Source organism: Bacillus sp. m3-13 (assembly GCF_000175075.1).
In the GTDB taxonomy this organism is placed as follows: domain Bacteria; phylum Bacillota; class Bacilli; order Bacillales; family Bacillaceae_I; genus Sutcliffiella_A; species Sutcliffiella_A horikoshii_C.
Window position 1 is genome coordinate 13,940 of sequence record NZ_ACPC01000003.1, and the last position, 16,395, is coordinate 30,334.

Annotated in this window: 15 protein-coding genes and 2 tRNA genes; 15 read left to right on the forward strand and 2 right to left on the reverse strand. The window is 42.7% G+C overall.

Features of this window, described 5'->3' with window-relative positions:
• Positions 1-155: 155 nt before the first annotated feature.
• From spoVT to M313_RS0100285, 8 genes are all read left to right on the forward strand, one after another.
• A complete protein-coding gene (gene spoVT, locus M313_RS0100250; RefSeq protein WP_010191397.1) occupies positions 156-692 on the forward strand; it encodes a stage V sporulation protein T in 537 nt (178 codons plus the stop codon).
• A gap of 116 nt (positions 693-808) precedes the next feature.
• Positions 809-2,392 carry a putative polysaccharide biosynthesis protein gene (locus M313_RS0100255; protein WP_010191398.1) on the forward strand — a complete coding sequence of 528 codons (1,584 nt, stop codon included), beginning with the start codon at positions 809-811 and terminating at the stop codon, positions 2,390-2,392.
• 21 nt (positions 2,393-2,413) lie between these two features.
• The gene (gene yabN / locus M313_RS0100260) at positions 2,414-3,877 is read left to right on the forward strand and encodes a bifunctional methyltransferase/pyrophosphohydrolase YabN (protein ID WP_010191399.1); all 1,464 of its coding nucleotides are present in this window, start codon (positions 2,414-2,416) and stop codon (positions 3,875-3,877) included.
• Positions 3,878-4,079: 202 nt separating this feature from the next.
• Positions 4,080-4,349 carry an RNA-binding S4 domain-containing protein gene (locus tag M313_RS0100265; protein ID WP_010191401.1) on the forward strand — a complete coding sequence of 90 codons (270 nt, stop codon included), beginning with the start codon at positions 4,080-4,082 and terminating at the stop codon, positions 4,347-4,349.
• A gap of 78 nt (positions 4,350-4,427) precedes the next feature.
• Complete coding sequence (gene yabP, locus M313_RS0100270; protein ID WP_010191403.1) at positions 4,428-4,733, forward strand: sporulation protein YabP; 306 nt, start codon at positions 4,428-4,430, stop codon at positions 4,731-4,733.
• A complete protein-coding gene (gene yabQ, locus M313_RS0100275; protein ID WP_010191405.1) occupies positions 4,730-5,368 on the forward strand; it encodes a spore cortex biosynthesis protein YabQ in 639 nt (212 codons plus the stop codon). Before yabP ends, yabQ begins: the two co-directional genes overlap by 4 nt.
• Before the next feature lie 15 nt (positions 5,369-5,383).
• Positions 5,384-5,767 (forward strand): FtsB family cell division protein, encoded by a 384-nt coding sequence (locus M313_RS0100280; RefSeq protein WP_010191407.1) that lies wholly within the window; start codon positions 5,384-5,386, stop codon positions 5,765-5,767.
• Positions 5,768-5,855: 88 nt separating this feature from the next.
• A complete protein-coding gene (locus tag M313_RS0100285; RefSeq protein WP_010191409.1) occupies positions 5,856-6,320 on the forward strand; it encodes a S1 domain-containing RNA-binding protein in 465 nt (154 codons plus the stop codon).
• Between the two features lie 540 nt (positions 6,321-6,860).
• On the opposite strand, the gene M313_RS0100290 is transcribed toward M313_RS0100285, so the two are convergent.
• Positions 6,861-6,932: transfer RNA gene (locus M313_RS0100290), tRNA-Glu, on the reverse strand.
• A 9-nt stretch (positions 6,933-6,941) separates the two neighbouring features.
• Positions 6,942-7,018: transfer RNA gene (locus M313_RS0100295), tRNA-Met, on the reverse strand.
• A gap of 454 nt (positions 7,019-7,472) precedes the next feature.
• Between M313_RS0100295 and spoIIE the strand changes: the two genes are divergently transcribed.
• The 7 genes from spoIIE to ftsH all read left to right on the forward strand — a co-directional run bounded on the left by spoIIE (position 7,473) and on the right by ftsH (position 16,379).
• Positions 7,473-9,959 (forward strand): stage II sporulation protein E, encoded by a 2,487-nt coding sequence (spoIIE, locus tag M313_RS0100300; protein ID WP_010191411.1) that lies wholly within the window; start codon positions 7,473-7,475, stop codon positions 9,957-9,959.
• On the forward strand, positions 9,960-10,424 hold the full coding sequence (locus M313_RS0100305) for a hypothetical protein (protein ID WP_010191413.1): 465 nt from the start codon (positions 9,960-9,962) through the stop codon (positions 10,422-10,424).
• 88 nt (positions 10,425-10,512) lie between these two features.
• Positions 10,513-11,250 (forward strand): vWA domain-containing protein, encoded by a 738-nt coding sequence (locus M313_RS0100310; RefSeq protein ID WP_010191415.1) that lies wholly within the window; start codon positions 10,513-10,515, stop codon positions 11,248-11,250.
• The gene (gene prkT / locus M313_RS0100315) at positions 11,216-12,250 is read left to right on the forward strand and encodes a serine/threonine protein kinase PrkT (RefSeq protein ID WP_010191418.1); all 1,035 of its coding nucleotides are present in this window, start codon (positions 11,216-11,218) and stop codon (positions 12,248-12,250) included. The genes M313_RS0100310 and prkT overlap by 35 nt, the downstream gene beginning before the upstream one ends.
• Positions 12,251-12,392: 142 nt before the next feature.
• Positions 12,393-13,814: a tRNA lysidine(34) synthetase TilS gene (gene tilS / locus M313_RS22255; protein WP_010191420.1), complete on the forward strand. Its 1,422-nt coding sequence runs from the start codon at positions 12,393-12,395 to the stop codon at positions 13,812-13,814.
• Positions 13,811-14,359: a hypoxanthine phosphoribosyltransferase gene (hpt, locus tag M313_RS0100325; protein WP_010191424.1), complete on the forward strand. Its 549-nt coding sequence runs from the start codon at positions 13,811-13,813 to the stop codon at positions 14,357-14,359. The genes tilS and hpt overlap by 4 nt, the downstream gene beginning before the upstream one ends.
• An 85-nt stretch (positions 14,360-14,444) precedes the next feature.
• Positions 14,445-16,379, forward strand: a complete 1,935-nt coding sequence (gene ftsH, locus M313_RS0100330) for an ATP-dependent zinc metalloprotease FtsH (RefSeq protein ID WP_010191426.1) — start codon at positions 14,445-14,447, stop codon at positions 16,377-16,379.
• Positions 16,380-16,395: the final 16 nt, after the last annotated feature.

Consider the following 16,395-nt stretch of genomic DNA (forward strand, 5'->3'; position numbering starts at 1 on the left):
ATCAGAAAAAAACATTTCCAACATGTATATAACTCCCTGAGTGTAGGATACTAACTTCAACGAATGGTGAATTCTTCAAAAGCAGGACATATTGATCAATTCCACCAATTTAACTCATCTCTTTTTATCATCGGATGAAGGAGGCAACCTAAGAAATGAAAGCAACTGGTATTGTACGTCGTATTGATGACCTAGGTCGCGTTGTAATTCCTAAAGAAATAAGAAGAACCTTGCGTATTCGCGAGGGTGACCCGCTTGAGATTTTCGTCGACCGGGACGGAGAGGTTATTTTAAAGAAATACTCTCCAATTAGTGAGCTTAGCGATTTCGCTAAGGAATATGCGGAAGCTCTCTATGATAGCCTGGGCCACCCGGTGTTAATCTGTGATCGCGATACGTTTATTGCTGTCGCTGGGAGCTCGAAAAAGGAATACTTGAACAAAAGCATCAGCGAAGTCGTGGAGAAATCCATGGAAGATCGCAATTCCGTATTAAAAACGGATGAACAGCAGCTGGCCATTGTCGACGGGCACGTTGAACCACTTTCTTCTTATACCATTGGACCTATCGTGGCGAACGGAGATCCGATTGGGGCAGTGGTGATCATGTCCAAAGATAAGTCGCTTGGAGAAGTGGAACAGAAAGCAGTGGAAACAGCTGCAGGCTTCCTTGCAAGACAGATGGAGCAATAATAATTAAGTGGAAGCAACGGGCATGCGTGTCTGTTGCTTCTTTTCTTATGTCTCTAAACCTTGCTAATATGCTATAATTATACAATTGTACGAATACCTTTAAGGCGGGCTTTTTTATGAATGATTTATCACCACACTCCTATCAAAAGGTCTGGAAAGGCGCCATGATTCTTACCATTGCAGGGATCATCATTAAAATCCTCAGTGCAGCCTATCGCGTTCCTTTTCAAAACATCGTAGGAGATGTCGGCTTTTATATTTATCAGCAGGTATATCCCTTTTATGGGGTGGCTATCATTTTATCTACATATGGCTTTCCGGTTGTCATTTCTAAAATCATCGCAGAACACCCAGAGAGCACAAGGGAGCAAGCGGCACGGAAAATACGCTGGGTGTCCTTTAGTTTCTTGACACTTTTGGGTTTGAGCTTTTTCCTGTTGCTTTACTTTGGTGCGACCCACTTGGCAGCTTTTATGGGAGATCTGGAACTCTCCATATTAATTAAAATTGTTGCGTTCTCTTTTTTGGTGTTGCCTTTGGTCTCTGTCTGGAGAGGAAGCTTTCAGGGACTTGGGGAAATGACACCGACAGCCGTTTCGCAAGTCAGTGAACAGGTAATTAGAGTAGGGACGATCTTGGTGCTATCCTATCTGCTTATGAACGCGGGATTTTCCCTCTATGAAGTAGGTGCAGGTGCCATATTCGGTTCTGTCATTGGGGGCTTTGCAGCCGTACTTGCTCTGTTGGTCTTTTATCAAAAGAGGAAAAGGAAGCACATGCATACGGCTGCACCTTCAAATGTGCTTCCGACTTCGAAGTCTATTGTAAAGGTTCTGATGCTTCAAGGCTTTACCATTTGCATCAGCTCGCTATTGCTGGTTCTTTTTCAGATGGTAGACGCGTTCACTATTTACGCGGGGTTATTGGAAGCAGGAATCAACGAACAACAAGCTAAAGAGCTTAAAGGGGTCTATGACAGGGGACAACCGCTTATTCAGCTTGGAACGGTAGTGGCGACGGCATTCTCGCTATCTCTTGTCCCATACATAATTCTTTCTAAGGGGAAGGAAGTGAAAGAAAAGATAAGTCTCTCTATCCGTGTCAGTATTGGAGTGGGAGCGGGAGCAGCAGTGGGTCTTGCCTGGCTGATCAAACCGGTGAATATGATGCTTTTTTCCAATGAAAACGGCTACCACGTTCTAATGGTACTTGGTTTGTCGATTCTCTTTTGCAGCATTGCCCTGACAGCAGCTGCTATCTTGCAGGGGCTTGGCAACCCTTATCTTCCGGCTCTTTTCGTAAGTATCGGGATTGGCTTTAAATATTTGCTTAATGTCCTATTGATTCCCGCCCATTCGACATTGGGAGCGGCAATCGGTACATTGTTGGCGTTCAGTTCGGTCGCCACCATGATGATCCTGGCGTTAAAAAAGAAGACAGGCACTTCTATTTTTGAGAGAATGCCAACCGTTCCCTTGCTTGTAAGCATCGCGATGATGTCTGCCGTGTTGACAGTCTATCTGCTTCTGACAGATTCACTGATAGAGGATAGCCGTAAGATGGCCACCTTCCAAAGCATAGTGGGAGTGATAATCGGCGGATTCACCTACCTGTTAATTTTAATAAAAAATCACTTTTTTACAAAAGAAGAACTTATGCTTCTCCCACTAGGAAAGAAATTGGTGAAGCTTTTAAAATAATTATAAAGTTGGTGTCCATTTATGAATATGATAAAGGTTCTGGGACTTGGTGCAGGGGATCTTGAACAGCTTCCGATGGGAGTGTACAAGCAATTAATGAAGGCCGAACATCTTTACCTTCGAACGAAAGAGCATCCTGTTATTGAGGAGCTTGAACGGGAAGGGCTCACCTACGAGTCGTTTGATGCCATCTATGAACAGGAAGGCACATTCGGCACAGTATATGAAAGAATTGCAGAAGAACTGATCAATCTTAGTGCAGATAAGGAAATTGTGTATGCTGTTCCTGGCCATCCGCTTGTGGCGGAAAAAACCGTGCAAATCTTGCTCGAAAAAGAGAAAGAAGGCAGTATTACTCTCGACATTAAAGGCGGACAAAGCTTCCTTGACCCGATGTTTACAGCAGTAGGGCTTGATCCAATTGACGGCTTTCAATTTCATGATGCAACTGCGCTTATAAAAGAAGCGATTGAACCGACCCAGGCGATGATCTTCTGCCAGGTATATGATGCCTTCATTGCATCAGAAGTGAAGCTTACCTTGATGGAGATGTTGCCGGATGATTATCCCGTGACGATTGTAACGGCAGCGGGATCTTGCTTAGAACAGATTACAGAGGTACCATTGTACGAACTTGATAGGGTGGCAGAAATCAATAATCTGACAAGCGTCTATGTCCCTGCAGTGAAAGAGGAGGAGGTTCTTTATAAACAATTCTCTTCTTTTAGAAAAACCATTGCGACATTAAGAGGTCCTGGTGGCTGCCCATGGGATCAGAAGCAAACGCATGAATCTTTAAAAAAATATTTAATCGAAGAAGCATATGAATTGCTCGATGCCATTGATGAGGAAGACACAGACGGAATCATTGAGGAACTTGGGGACGTTCTTTTACAAGTACTGCTACATGCCCAAATTGGCGAGGATGAAGGGTACTTTAGCATAGAAGATGTGATAGAGGGGATCAATGAGAAGATGATCCGCAGACACCCTCATGTATTTGCAGACACTTCTGTTGAGGATGCAGACGATGTTATCAACAATTGGGAAGCCATCAAAGCCGAGGAAAAAGGAGAAAGGGCCGAGCAGTCCATTCTAGATTCCGTTGCAAAAGGGCTTCCTAATCTTACGAAAGCATTCCAATATCAGAAAAAAGCCGGCAAAGTTGGGTTCGATTGGGATGATGTTGCACCAATGTGGGATAAAGTAAACGAGGAAATCGCTGAGTTGCAGGAAGAATTGGCAAAGGATTCAAGTTCTGAACTTGTGACCGCAGAATTCGGAGACGTACTTTTTGCTCTCGTCAACATTGCAAGATACTATAAAATAGATCCAGAAGAAGCGGTGGCCCTAACCAACCGGAAATTTTACCGCAGGTTTACTTTTATTGAAAAGAAGGTAAAGGAATTAGGGCACTCCTTCGAGAATCTATCATTAGAACAATTAGATGCTATCTGGGAAGAAGCAAAAAAGAACGGATTATAAATGGATGAAGATTCTCTGTTCCTATGCAGATATCCTAGCTGGTGATTGAAGCACATGGCGAAGACTCCTGCGGGAGGTAGCACTTCGCGGAGACCCCGCAGGCTTGCCGAGGAGGCTCCGCAAGTGCCCCGTGTAAAGCGATGCCTAGTGCGGAAATTACCAGCGGTGTTTAACAGACATTTAATATAGGGGGAGTTAGAAAATGCGTTTAGATAAATTTTTGAAAGTATCAAGAATCATTAAGCGTCGTACACTTGCTAAAGAAGTGGCAGAACAAGGACGTATCTATATCAACAACGTACAAGCGAAAGCCAGCAGCAATGTAAAAGCGGGAGATGAATTGAAGATTCACTTTGGCCAAAAAATCGTTACGGCTTCCATCGACAACATTCAAGAGAATGCGAAAAAAGAAGACGCAGCCATGATGTACACGATTGTAAAAGAAGAAAGAGTGGAACAAACCGAAGAGTAACGGACAGGCTTGTTCTAAAAATATATCCCTCTCATATACATGTACTATCTTCAAGTACTAGATGGGTGAGGGATGAATATGAACCAATACTATGATCCGAATCAAGGAAACAAGCAGACTGTCCAAGAGCAAGACATCGTGATGAGAAGCCGCAGAATGTTGGATATCACAGGTGTAAAGCAAGTGGAAAGTTTTGATAACGAAGAGTTTCTGCTCGAAACCGTCATGGGATTTCTCTCTGTCAGAGGTCAAAACCTTCAGATGAAAAACCTAGATGTAGAAAGTGGCGTCGTCTCCATCAAAGGCAAGATCATGGAAATCATTTATTTAGATGATCAACAGGCGGAGAAAGCTAAAGGGTTCTTTAGTAAGTTGTTCAAATGACGCTTACCACCCAGCTTTATACAATGCTTGCCATGATTGGGATGGGGGCATGGCTTGGAGCGGCCATCGATACGTATGGACGTTTTCTGAAACGGGAAAAAAGAGCCAAATGGGTCGTGTTCATTCACGACATCCTGTTTTGGCTCTTGCAAGCCCTTATCGGTTTTTATGTATTACTAAGGGTCAATGAAGGGGAAATCCGTTTTTATATTCTCATTGCACTCGTATGCGGCTTTGCAGCTTATCAAAGCTTATTCCGGTATTTTTATTTAAACCTGCTAGAGTCCATCATACAACTTGTCATCAATTTGTATCGTTTCTTGGAAAAGATGGTAAGAATGCTGATAGTAAAGCCCATTCAACTATTAGTACAAGCACTTATCGTATTATTATTAGGTATTTGGAAGTTTCTTTACTCCACAGTCCGCTTTCTGCTTCTGGTCATATGGCGGATTGTTAAAATTTGTTCATTACCATTTAGGTGGATCCTTATGCTAGTATGGAAGTTGGTCCCGAACGTTGTCAAAAAATATTTACACATTGTTTTCAAAAAACTTGAAGGATTTTTCACACTAGTAAAGAATAGGAAACATAGTATAATAAATAGAGTAAAGAACTTTTGGAAAAAGCGCTAGGAGAGGAATGATAAGATGAGCGCGGCAAAAGATGAAAAGGTAGCAAAAATCCATTCCGATTATTCCAAACAAAAACAGGACCAGCAGTTGAAACAACAGAAAAGACGCCGTGGACTTTATCGCCGTTTATCATTATTCTTTTGTTTAGCATTAGTCTTTGGAATACTAATGGGAAAAACACTCTTAGACCAACGAGCTATTCTTCAAGAAAAAGAAGATAGAAAAGAAGTAGTCGCACAAGAGCTGGCAAAACTGAAAAAAGAACAACAGCGTTTAGAAGAGGAAATTGTAAAACTGAACGATGATGATTATATTGCGAAGATCGCACGTAGAGATTATTTCATGTCAGAAGAGGATGAAATCATCTTCAATATGCCTGACGATTCGTCGTCAGATTAGTCGTCATATTGACACCTCAATTTTGCTCTAGGTATAATGGTAGGTAAAGTGATTTATTTTTATGATTTTAAGGAGGAGCATTTTTTTTATGTCAATCGAAGTAGGCAGCAAGTTACAGGGTAAGGTAACAGGTATAACTAATTTTGGCGCGTTCGTTGAGTTGCCAGGAGGAACAACTGGTCTTGTTCACATCAGTGAAGTTGCAGACAACTATGTGAAGGATATTAACGACCATTTAAAAGTTGGGGACGAAGTACAGGTGAAAGTGATCAATGTGGAGAAGGATGGCAAAATTGGTCTATCCATTAAAAAGGCAAGCGACACGTATCGTGAGCCACAACCACGTTCTGCTGCACCATCACAACGTCCGAACAACAACAACCAACAACGCTCAAATCAACGTCCGCCACGAGGAAGAAGAGAAGAATTCAAACCAAAGGAAAACTTCGAACAGAAGATGGCTAGATTCTTGAAAGATAGCGAAGATCGTTTATCTACCCTGAAGCGTAGCACGGAATCAAAACGTGGAGGTCGTGGAGCAAGTAGAAAGTAACTTGCTGCTGAAAATCTCATATATAAAACGTAATGTTTGAGCACGCCCTTTTTTGGGGCGTGTTTTTTTGGTTTTGGTAGGGGGGAGTTCTAGGACGGTTGATTTCCGTTCTAGGCGCTTCGCTTTCCTGCGGGCGGTCCGGGAGCCTCCTCGGCTTCGCCTGTAGGGTCTCCCCTGTCCCTTCCTCCCGCGGGAGTCTTCGCGCCTTCCACTACAATCAACTAAGGTTATGCATTTAGCAAGGGGGAAAGTTACCTTAGGGTCTTATAATGGATAAATCTTTTTTATGATGGATATATCGGTTTTACAATGGATATATCATTTTTGCAATGGATATATTGGCTTTACAATGGATATATTCCATTTACAATGGATAAACGAATATTCTCGCTAAATTTGAATAGTGGGAACAGTTAATATGGATGGATCGACCCCGAAATAAAAAGAAAGTTACCCAAAACCACTTTTCAAAAGTGCACAAACACAAAAAAGCTGCCACAGTATCAGGTATTCCCTGAAGCTGTGGCAGCTTTTATTTTATGACCCATACGGGATTCGAACCCGTGTTACCGCCGTGAAAGGGCGGTGTCTTAACCGCTTGACCAATGGGCCTTATAAAGTTGGTAGCGGCGGAGGGAGTCGAACCCACGACCTCACGGGTATGAACCGTACGCTCTAGCCAGCTGAGCTACACCGCCAAATTTATAAGTGTTTCATTAGATTCACTGGCGACCAGTGTTAATGGTCTGTGTCCCTTCCTCTGCAAGTAAAGCCAGGAAGTGAATCCGTCGGGACAACTCGAAGCAAATTCGGTGAAGTGTCGCTCGTCGCTACACCGCCAAATTTATAAATAATGCAGGAGAAATTAGTAATCTCTCACAAGACACAAGAATTATCATACTAACTTATCATTCATATGTCAATACGTTTTAAAAATGTAAGAATAATTAGAACATTATCCTAGCAATTACCTAGAGAATTTACAAAAACTGATGAGAGTGAATAGCAAATGCGATGATTTCATGACAGCTTTTCCCTCTTTTCCTTGTAATACGTCGAACACTTCTTAGGTTCTAGACGGTTCTTTTGACAAATCTTTTCCTTTTGAGCTTGTATAATGACCCCAATAGATAAAATATGGGAGTGGATATCATGCAGGGACTAGAAAGAGATTTGGGGGAACCGGTTTCCAATCTTCAGTTTGGGAAAGTCAGAAAAACATTTATGAAGTCGATCCATACGACGAAAACGAAACTTACGTCCATTCTATTTCACCAAGGATTTCTTTTAGTCTTTATCGGGTTCTTACTCGGACGAGCTTTAATCCTTAATGAAATCACACCGTTTGCATTACCATTTTTCGCAGCTGTGTATTTTTTGAAAAAGAAACGGGCGGGGCTCACATTAATTGCCTTAATGGTCGGATCGGCCACTATCTCGGCACTGACCGCCGCCTATGTACTTGGTGGGATGATATTATTTGTTCTCCTTTTCAAATGGGCTCAGGCATTAAAGATAGAGCCTCTTAAGGCAATGCCGTTTCTGGTCTTCCTCTCGGCCTTTCTATCCAAGACAACGATGATTTATTTTACAACGGGAATTGTGACATATGATTGGCTGATGATCGGAGTAGAGGCAGGGCTTGGATTTATCCTCACACTCATCTTTTTCCAAAGTCTGCCGCTCATCACCATGAGGAAAAAGAGACAGGCATTTAAAACAGAGGAAATTATTTGTCTCATTATTTTGTTCGCTTCGGTTTTGACAGGGACTATCGGCTGGACAGCCTATGATCTATCTGTTGAACATATATTATCTCGATATCTTGTATTAATCTTTGCTTTTGTCGCTGGAGCCACCATTGGTTCGACGGTTGGTGTGGTGACAGGGCTCATTCTAAGCTTAGCAACTGTATCCAACCTATATCAGATGAGTTTGCTGGCTTTTGCCGGTCTGTTAGGAGGGCTGTTACGGGAAGGAAACAAGCTTGGTGTATCGGTGGGACTGCTTCTAGGCACATTACTAATTGGCATTTATGGGGAGGGGATGACGCTGCTTGTTCCTACCATCATGGAGTCAATGGTGGCTGTTGCGCTCTTTCTGCTAACCCCACAAAGAGCTATTGCTAACCTGGCTAAATCCATTCCCGGAACAGCCGAACATACAGCAGAGCAACAGCAATACATGCGGAAGATCCGTGATGTGACTGCGAATAGGGTGGAACAATTTTCACACGTTTTCCAAGCGCTATCTAACAGTTTTTCAAAATTTCAATTTGAACATCCAAATTCGGAAAAAGAAGTGGATCTCTTTTTGAGTAATGTAACTGAGAAGACGTGTCAAAATTGCTTTAAAAAAGAGCAGTGCTGGACACAGAATTTCCAGAAAACCTATGATTATATGACTCACTTAATGGAGGATACAGAGGAAGGAACCATCAGTCTGAATGTCAAACTGCAAAAGGAGTGGGATCGCCATTGCGTAAAATCGGAAAAGGTAAAAACCGTGATCAAAAACGAGCTGGCCCAGTTCCACGCGAGTGAGAAGCTGAAAAAACAATTAATGGAGAGTAGGAGGTTGGTAGCCGATCAATTGATGGGAGTTTCACAAGTGATGGAGGATTTTGCAAGGGAGATTCAGCGAGAGAGGGAGAATCATTATGTTCAGGAAGATCAGATACTAGATGCCCTCCAAGCATTCGGAATTGAAATTGAACAAGTCGAAATTTACAGCGTCGAGCAGGGGAATGTGGATATTGAAATGACAGTTCCATACTGCGAAGGGCGGGGTGAGTGTGAAAAACTCATTGCTCCGATGCTTTCAGATATATTGCGAGAGAACATTATTGTTAAAAAAGAAGAGTGTAATGCGGATAACAATGGTTACTGTCATGTATCATTCGGCTCTGCAAAAGCGTTTGTAGTCGACACAGGCGTTGCGCATGCCGCAAAAGGAGGAGGACTGATATCGGGGGATAGCTATTCCACAATAGAGTTAGGACATGGAAAATACGCCATTGCCATTAGTGACGGGATGGGAAATGGTGAGCGCGCGCACTATGAAAGTAAAGAGACATTAAAGTTGCTTCAAGAGATTCTACAGTCTGGAATCAAAGAAAAAGTAGCAATCAAATCGGTAAACTCGGTCCTATCATTAAGGACGACCGATGAGATTTTTACGACGCTCGATCTAGCAATGATTGATCTTCAAGATGCTTCTGCTAAGTTTTTGAAAGTTGGTTCGACTCCAAGTTTTGTGAAGAGGGGAGATAAAGTAATTAAAATTGAGGCAAGTAATCTACCAATGGGCATCATTCAAGAATTCGATGTGGACGTCGTGAGTTCCCAGTTGAAAGCTGGTGATCTTCTCATTATGATGAGCGACGGAATTTTTGAAGGACCAAAGCATGTAGAGAACTATGATTTGTGGATGAAGCGAAAAGTATCCGAAATCAGAACGGACGACCCGCAAGAAATGGCAGATATCATTATGGAGGAGGTCATTCGAACAAGATCTGGTCAGATCCAAGACGATATGACGGTTGTGGTAGCAAAAATAGAGAGGAATATTCCGAAATGGGCAGCCATTCCTGCCTATCACTATTTATCCAAAAACCAAGGAATGAAGGAGGCGCTTTAAATGTTGAGAATTTTATCTAAAATGGTAACGGGTCTTGTGAAGGAAATGGGTGGCCGTCGTGAGCTTGTGGAGGTAATGGAGAGTAAAAATGTTGGTGTGGTTTCCGTTGCTCCTAAGAAAATGCTGGGGAGAAAAGCTCTGAAGCTTGCAAGCACGGCAGAGATCATGCTGGGAAGAGGGGCCAACCAATTAGGTAATGCTGGAAGCGTGATGAGGAGAAAGATGAATTCACTGGCAGTGATTGCCCGAAGTGTGATGGATAAAGAGATTAGTCTTTTATCCAGAATGAAAGCAACGAACGAGAGTGGAAAAGAAACGATTCTGTCAGCAATGCCGAATGAACCCGTGTCCGGGAAGGAACGAATAGGCCAACTCGCTAAACTGCCAATCTATCTACTAGCAGAGTTCAAGTTTGCCCTATCATTAATGAGTAAAAAGGAAGTGGTTGGGGTGAATACCTCTTAGAAGGTAAATTGCGTACAAAAGGTATAAATTAAGTCTGTTTCGTCCATGATGGCTAATGTAAATTATACGCATTAGGAGGGGACGAAACGTGTATAAAGGAACGTTAAAACAAATTTTATTAATTACAGATGGATGCTCAAATTCAGGGGACGACCCAATTGCCATGGCAGCTCTTGCGAAGGAGCAGGGTATTACAGTAAATGTTATTGGGGTGATGGATGAGGATACGATAGATGAAAGAGGAATGCAAGAGATAGAGGGGATCGCAATGTCTGGTGGCGGCGTCAGTCAAATTGTGTATGCCAAGAACTTATCTCAGACAGTCCAGATGGTGACCAGAAAAGCGATGACCCAAACTTTACAGGGGGTTATTAATAAGGAGCTTCAACAAATATTGGGTTCCGAAACTTCCATGGAGGACCTTCCGCCGGAGAAACGCGGCGAAGTGATGGAAGTGGTGGATGAACTGGGTGAAACGGTTTCCCTGCAGGTGCTGATTCTTGTTGATACTAGTGCTAGCATGAAGTCCAAGCTTCCAACCGTCAAGGAAGCACTTTTGGATTTGGCACTGAGCTTGAATGCAAGAATTGGTGATAACCAGTTTTCAGCCTTTGTTTTCCCGGGAAAACGCCAAGAAGTGGAGAAGATCTTAGATTGGACACCGAGATTGGAATCGCTGTCCAGTATTTTTCCAAAACTATCGACAGGTGGGATCACACCAACAGGTCCTGCCATTCAAGAAGCCATTCCTTATTTTAAAGAAACACGTAACCTGAGGAGCATGATTTCCGATGATGAACAATACTATGAAGAATCCGGTAGGTAATCTGCCTCATGGGACGACCATTATCGGAAAATGGCATAAAGAAAGATACACCATTGTCAGAACACTCGGGTACGGTGCGACGGGGTATGTATATCTAACCAGGAGTTCAAAGGGATTAGCTGCATTAAAAATAAGTGAAAACAGCATGTCCATCACTTCTGAGGTTAATGTCCTGCGTCATTTTTCGAAGGTCCGAGGGTTCTCCCTGGGGCCTTCTTTGTTAGATGTCGATGATTGGGAGCAATTGAGGGGAAAACAATCTTTCTCCTTCTATGTCATGGAATACCTGGAAGGGGAGCCTCTTCTCTCTTTTGTACAGAAGAGAGGGATGGAGTGGGCAGGTATTTTGATTCTTCAATTACTTACAGATCTTGAAACGCTCCATAAAGAGGGTTGGGTGTTTGGAGATCTGAAACCAGATAATCTCATTGTGACGTCAACCCCTCCTAAGGTACGTCTTGTAGATGTCGGTGGAACAACCCAGCATGGCCGGGCGATTAAAGAATTCACGGAGTTTTTTGATCGCGGGTATTGGGGACTGGGATCTAGAAAGGCAGAAGCTACGTACGATCTTTTTGCTGTGGCGATGATCATGATACATATCTGTTACCCAAAACAGTTCCAAAAGAATGGGGAAAGCGGACGCAAGCAGTTGGAAGAGCAGATTGACAAAGAAGCTTGGCTGAAAAGGTATAAAGTTGTCCTGATGAGAGCGTTAGCTGGTGAATATTCCTCTGCACAGGAAATGAAAAGTGGGATGCTTTCTGTCATGAGCCAACGAAACTCAAGCGCCTCTCAAAGTGGGGCGGCACAGCGTCCAGTAACTAACAAGGTCAAACAAGGACCTGCTGCAAGTACGAGTCGTGCCGCTAGAAGCGGTACCAGTACACAAAGGCAGCCAGTTCCTACAAAATCAAGTAAAGGGTGGATGGAAACTGCCGTGCTGTTATCGGTCATACTGTTTGCATATTTCTTCTATTTATACGGCCAGATAATGTAGGAATAAGCGTTTTGAGGATGTGTTTGAGGGTATAAAGCAGTATGGATGTTTTTGGATAAGCATCTATTTTTGCAGGAGAAGAAGTCAAATGGTAGGATAAAATAGAAATTATACGCGTAGATTAAAGGAATGGGTACACTTTATGTGGGAAACTGTCTCGACATTCATAGATAAATTTGACTTGCTGCCATCCCACTCGACTGTGGTGGTTGGTGTCAGTGGCGGAGCAGATTCCATGGGTTTGCTTCATTATTTGGATTCCATTAAAGAAGCTAAACGCTTAAAGCTGGTGGTAGCACACGTCGATCATATGTTCCGAGGAGCGGAATCCGAAGAGGATATGGATTTTGTGAAGGAGCAATGTGAAAAGAGGGAAATTCTATTTGAAGCAGAACAAATAGATGTGTCTGCCTATCAAAATGAGAAGAAGCTCTCCGTTCAAGTTGCAGCTAGAGAATGTCGCTATGCTTTTTATGAAAAAGTGATGAGGAAATATCGAGCTGACGTTCTCGCGCTCGGTCATCATGCAGACGATCAGGTGGAAACCATTCTGATGAGACTTGGAAGAGGATCATCGATGAGTGGACATGCCGGCATTCTTCCAAAACGGACTTTTGGAGCTGGCGTAATCGTAAGGCCGTTCTTGACAGTCACAAAGTCTGAAATCATGGAATATCTAAAAGCAAATGAAGTACCATACAGGCATGATCCAAGCAATGACAAGGACGCATACAGAAGAAACAGGCTGCGGCATCACATTCTGCCCATTTTGAAGGAGGAATTTCCCGGGCTTCATCAGAGGTTCCAAGCTTTCAGCGAGCAGATACAAGAAAGTGAACAATACATAGGGGCATTAATGGAAAAGGAATGGATTGACGTTATTAAGAGTAAAGAGAACGATAGGGTGGTATTGGACAGAAAACCTTTGCTTTTCATGGCTAAACCTTTACAAAGGCGAGGGATTCAACTAATATTAAACTATCTCTATAATAATGAAATTCCTCCATCTCTTTCCTCTATACATATTGATAATTTATTATCCTTATTGGAAAGTGAACACCCTTCTGGAAGGCTGCATTTCCCAAATGGCTTACAGGTTATCAAATCCTATAATGAATGCATATTGACATTTGATAAGGATGAATGTGATAAAGCCTACAAGCATCTGCTTGAAGTCCCTGGTTATGTGAAGCTGCCAACCGATTTTATGATCACCAGCGAGATTTGGACACAAGATAAACCTCAAAATGTCAAAGAAAATCAAGCAGTGATCGATTTATCGAAAGTCACCCTTCCACTATATGCAAGAACCCGTCTTGACGGGGATCGAATTAAGCTGAAGGGGACAAACGGCTCCAAAAAAATCAAAAGCATCTTTATTGAAGGCAAAATTCCTCTACAACAACGAGATACATGGCCTTTAATTGTCGATGCCAACCAAGAGATTTTATGGATGCCCATGCTTAAACGTTCTACTTTTGAAGCAACAGAGGAAATGGTGGGTCCTGTTTTAGTATTAACATGCAAGACGAGTCAAAAAGTTTGGGAGGCAACAAAGAAATGAACAAAGATATCGAAAAAGTACTCTTTAGTGAAGAAGAGCTTCAAGTAAAGGTTAGAGAATTAGGTGCACAATTAACAGAGGACTACAGTGACCGTTTTCCTTTGGCAATCGGCGTATTAAAAGGCGCAATGCCTTTCATGGGCGACCTTATCAAACGTATGGATACATATTTGGAAATGGATTTCATGGACGTTTCAAGCTACGGAAACTCCACTGTTTCCTCTGGTGAAGTGAAAATCCTAAAAGACTTGGATACTTCAGTAGAAGGAAGAGACATCCTTATTATTGAGGACATCATCGACAGTGGCTTAACGTTAAGCTACCTAGTGGAACTATTCCGCTACCGTAAAGCGAAATCCATCAAGATTGTTACTCTGCTTGATAAACCAAGTGGAAGAAAAGCCGATATCACAGCTGACTATGTTGGGTTCATCGTACCAGATGAGTTCGTTGTAGGATATGGCCTTGATTATGCTGAAAAATATCGTAACCTTCCGTATATCGGAGTATTGAAACCAGAAATTTATTCTAACGTAGAAGAATAAGCTATCCCAATACAGATTCCTTGAATTGGATTAATTTACTATGTTACTATTGGTTTAGTTTGGCTATCGTGGGAGGAGGTAAGGGATGAACAGAATATTTCGTAATACCATCTTTTATTTATTAATATTTTTAGTGGTCATTGGTGTTGTGAGCTTTTTCAATAGCCCTGACACGAGCGAAAAACCGATCACCTATAATACATTCATCCAGAATCTTGAAGAAAATAAGGTGGAGGAATTCACCATCCAACCAACGCGTTCGGTGTATGAAGCACGCGGTAAGTTGGAAGGCGCTAAAGAAGGAGAGACATTTGTAACGGTCTTCCCGAATAGTGCCAGTGCTCTAGAGCGCGTGGAAAACATTGCAGAAGAACAAAACATTCAAATGACAGTTGACCCGGCGGAAGAAACAAGCGGTTGGGTAACCTTCTTTACTTCCATCATTCCTTTTGTCATTATCTTTATCTTATTCTTCTTCTTACTTAATCAAGCACAGGGCGGCGGAAGTCGTGTCATGAACTTTGGTAAAAGTAAGGCAAAGCTGTATAGCGAAGAGAAGAAAAAAGTTAAGTTTAAGGACGTTGCAGGTGCAGATGAAGAAAAGCAAGAGCTTGTCGAGGTTGTGGAATTCTTAAAGGATCCACGTAAATTCTCTGAGCTTGGTGCCCGTATCCCTAAAGGGGTTCTGCTTGTCGGACCTCCTGGTACAGGTAAAACATTATTGGCAAGAGCGGTTGCTGGAGAAGCTGGCGTACCATTCTTCTCTATCAGTGGTTCTGACTTTGTGGAAATGTTCGTTGGGGTCGGTGCATCCCGTGTACGTGACCTTTTCGAAAATGCGAAAAAGAACGCTCCATGTATCATTTTCATCGATGAGATCGATGCAGTAGGTCGCCAACGTGGCGCAGGCCTAGGTGGAGGTCATGATGAGCGTGAACAGACATTAAACCAATTGCTTGTTGAAATGGATGGTTTCGGAGCGAACGAAGGTATCATCATCGTTGCAGCAACGAACAGACCGGACATTCTTGACCCGGCATTATTGAGACCTGGTCGTTTTGACCGTCAAATCACGGTAGATCGCCCTGACTTGAAGGGCCGTGAAGCGGTACTGAAAGTTCATGCGAGAAATAAGCCTATTGATGATAGTATCAATATGAAGACGATTGCGATGCGTACCCCTGGATTCTCAGGGGCGGACCTTGAAAACTTGTTGAATGAAGCTGCACTTGTGGCTGCTAGACGCGACAAGAAGCATATTGATATGTTGGATATTGATGAAGCTATTGATAGAGTTATTGCTGGACCTGCTAAAAAGAGCAGAGTTATCTCCAAAAAAGAGCGCAATATTGTTGCCTATCATGAAGCAGGTCATACTATTATCGGTGTCGTGTTGGATGAAGCGGATACGGTGCATAAAGTTACGATCGTACCTCGTGGGCAGGCTGGCGGCTATGCGGTCATGCTTCCAAAAGAAGATCGTTACTTTATGACAAAACCAGAGCTATTAGATAAGATCACAGGTCTATTGGGTGGTCGTGTTGCAGAGGAAATCACATTTGGCGAAGCAAGTACTGGTGCCCATAATGACTTCCAACGTGCTACAGGAATAGCTCGTAAAATGGTTACAGAATACGGAATGAGTGAAAAACTTGGTCCATTGCAATTTGGTCAAGCTTCAGGAGGGCAAGTCTTCCTTGGTCGTGATATTCAAAATGAGCAAAACTACAGTGATGCTATTGCACACCAAATTGACATGGAGATTCAACGTTTCATCAAAGAGTGTTACGAAAGAGCCAAGCAGATTCTTACGGAAAACCGTGATAAGCTGGAGCTTGTAGCACAAACGCTATTAGAAGTTGAAACACTTGATGCAGAACAAATCAGACACCTATATGACAAAGGGAAGCTTCCAGAACTTCCTGTAAAAACTGAAGGTGGCGATGATGTGAAAGTGAACATCAACTCTAAAAAAGAAGCAGACAAAACTGAATCTACCGACGAAACCAAACCTGAATAAACAAAAAGGTGCCTGG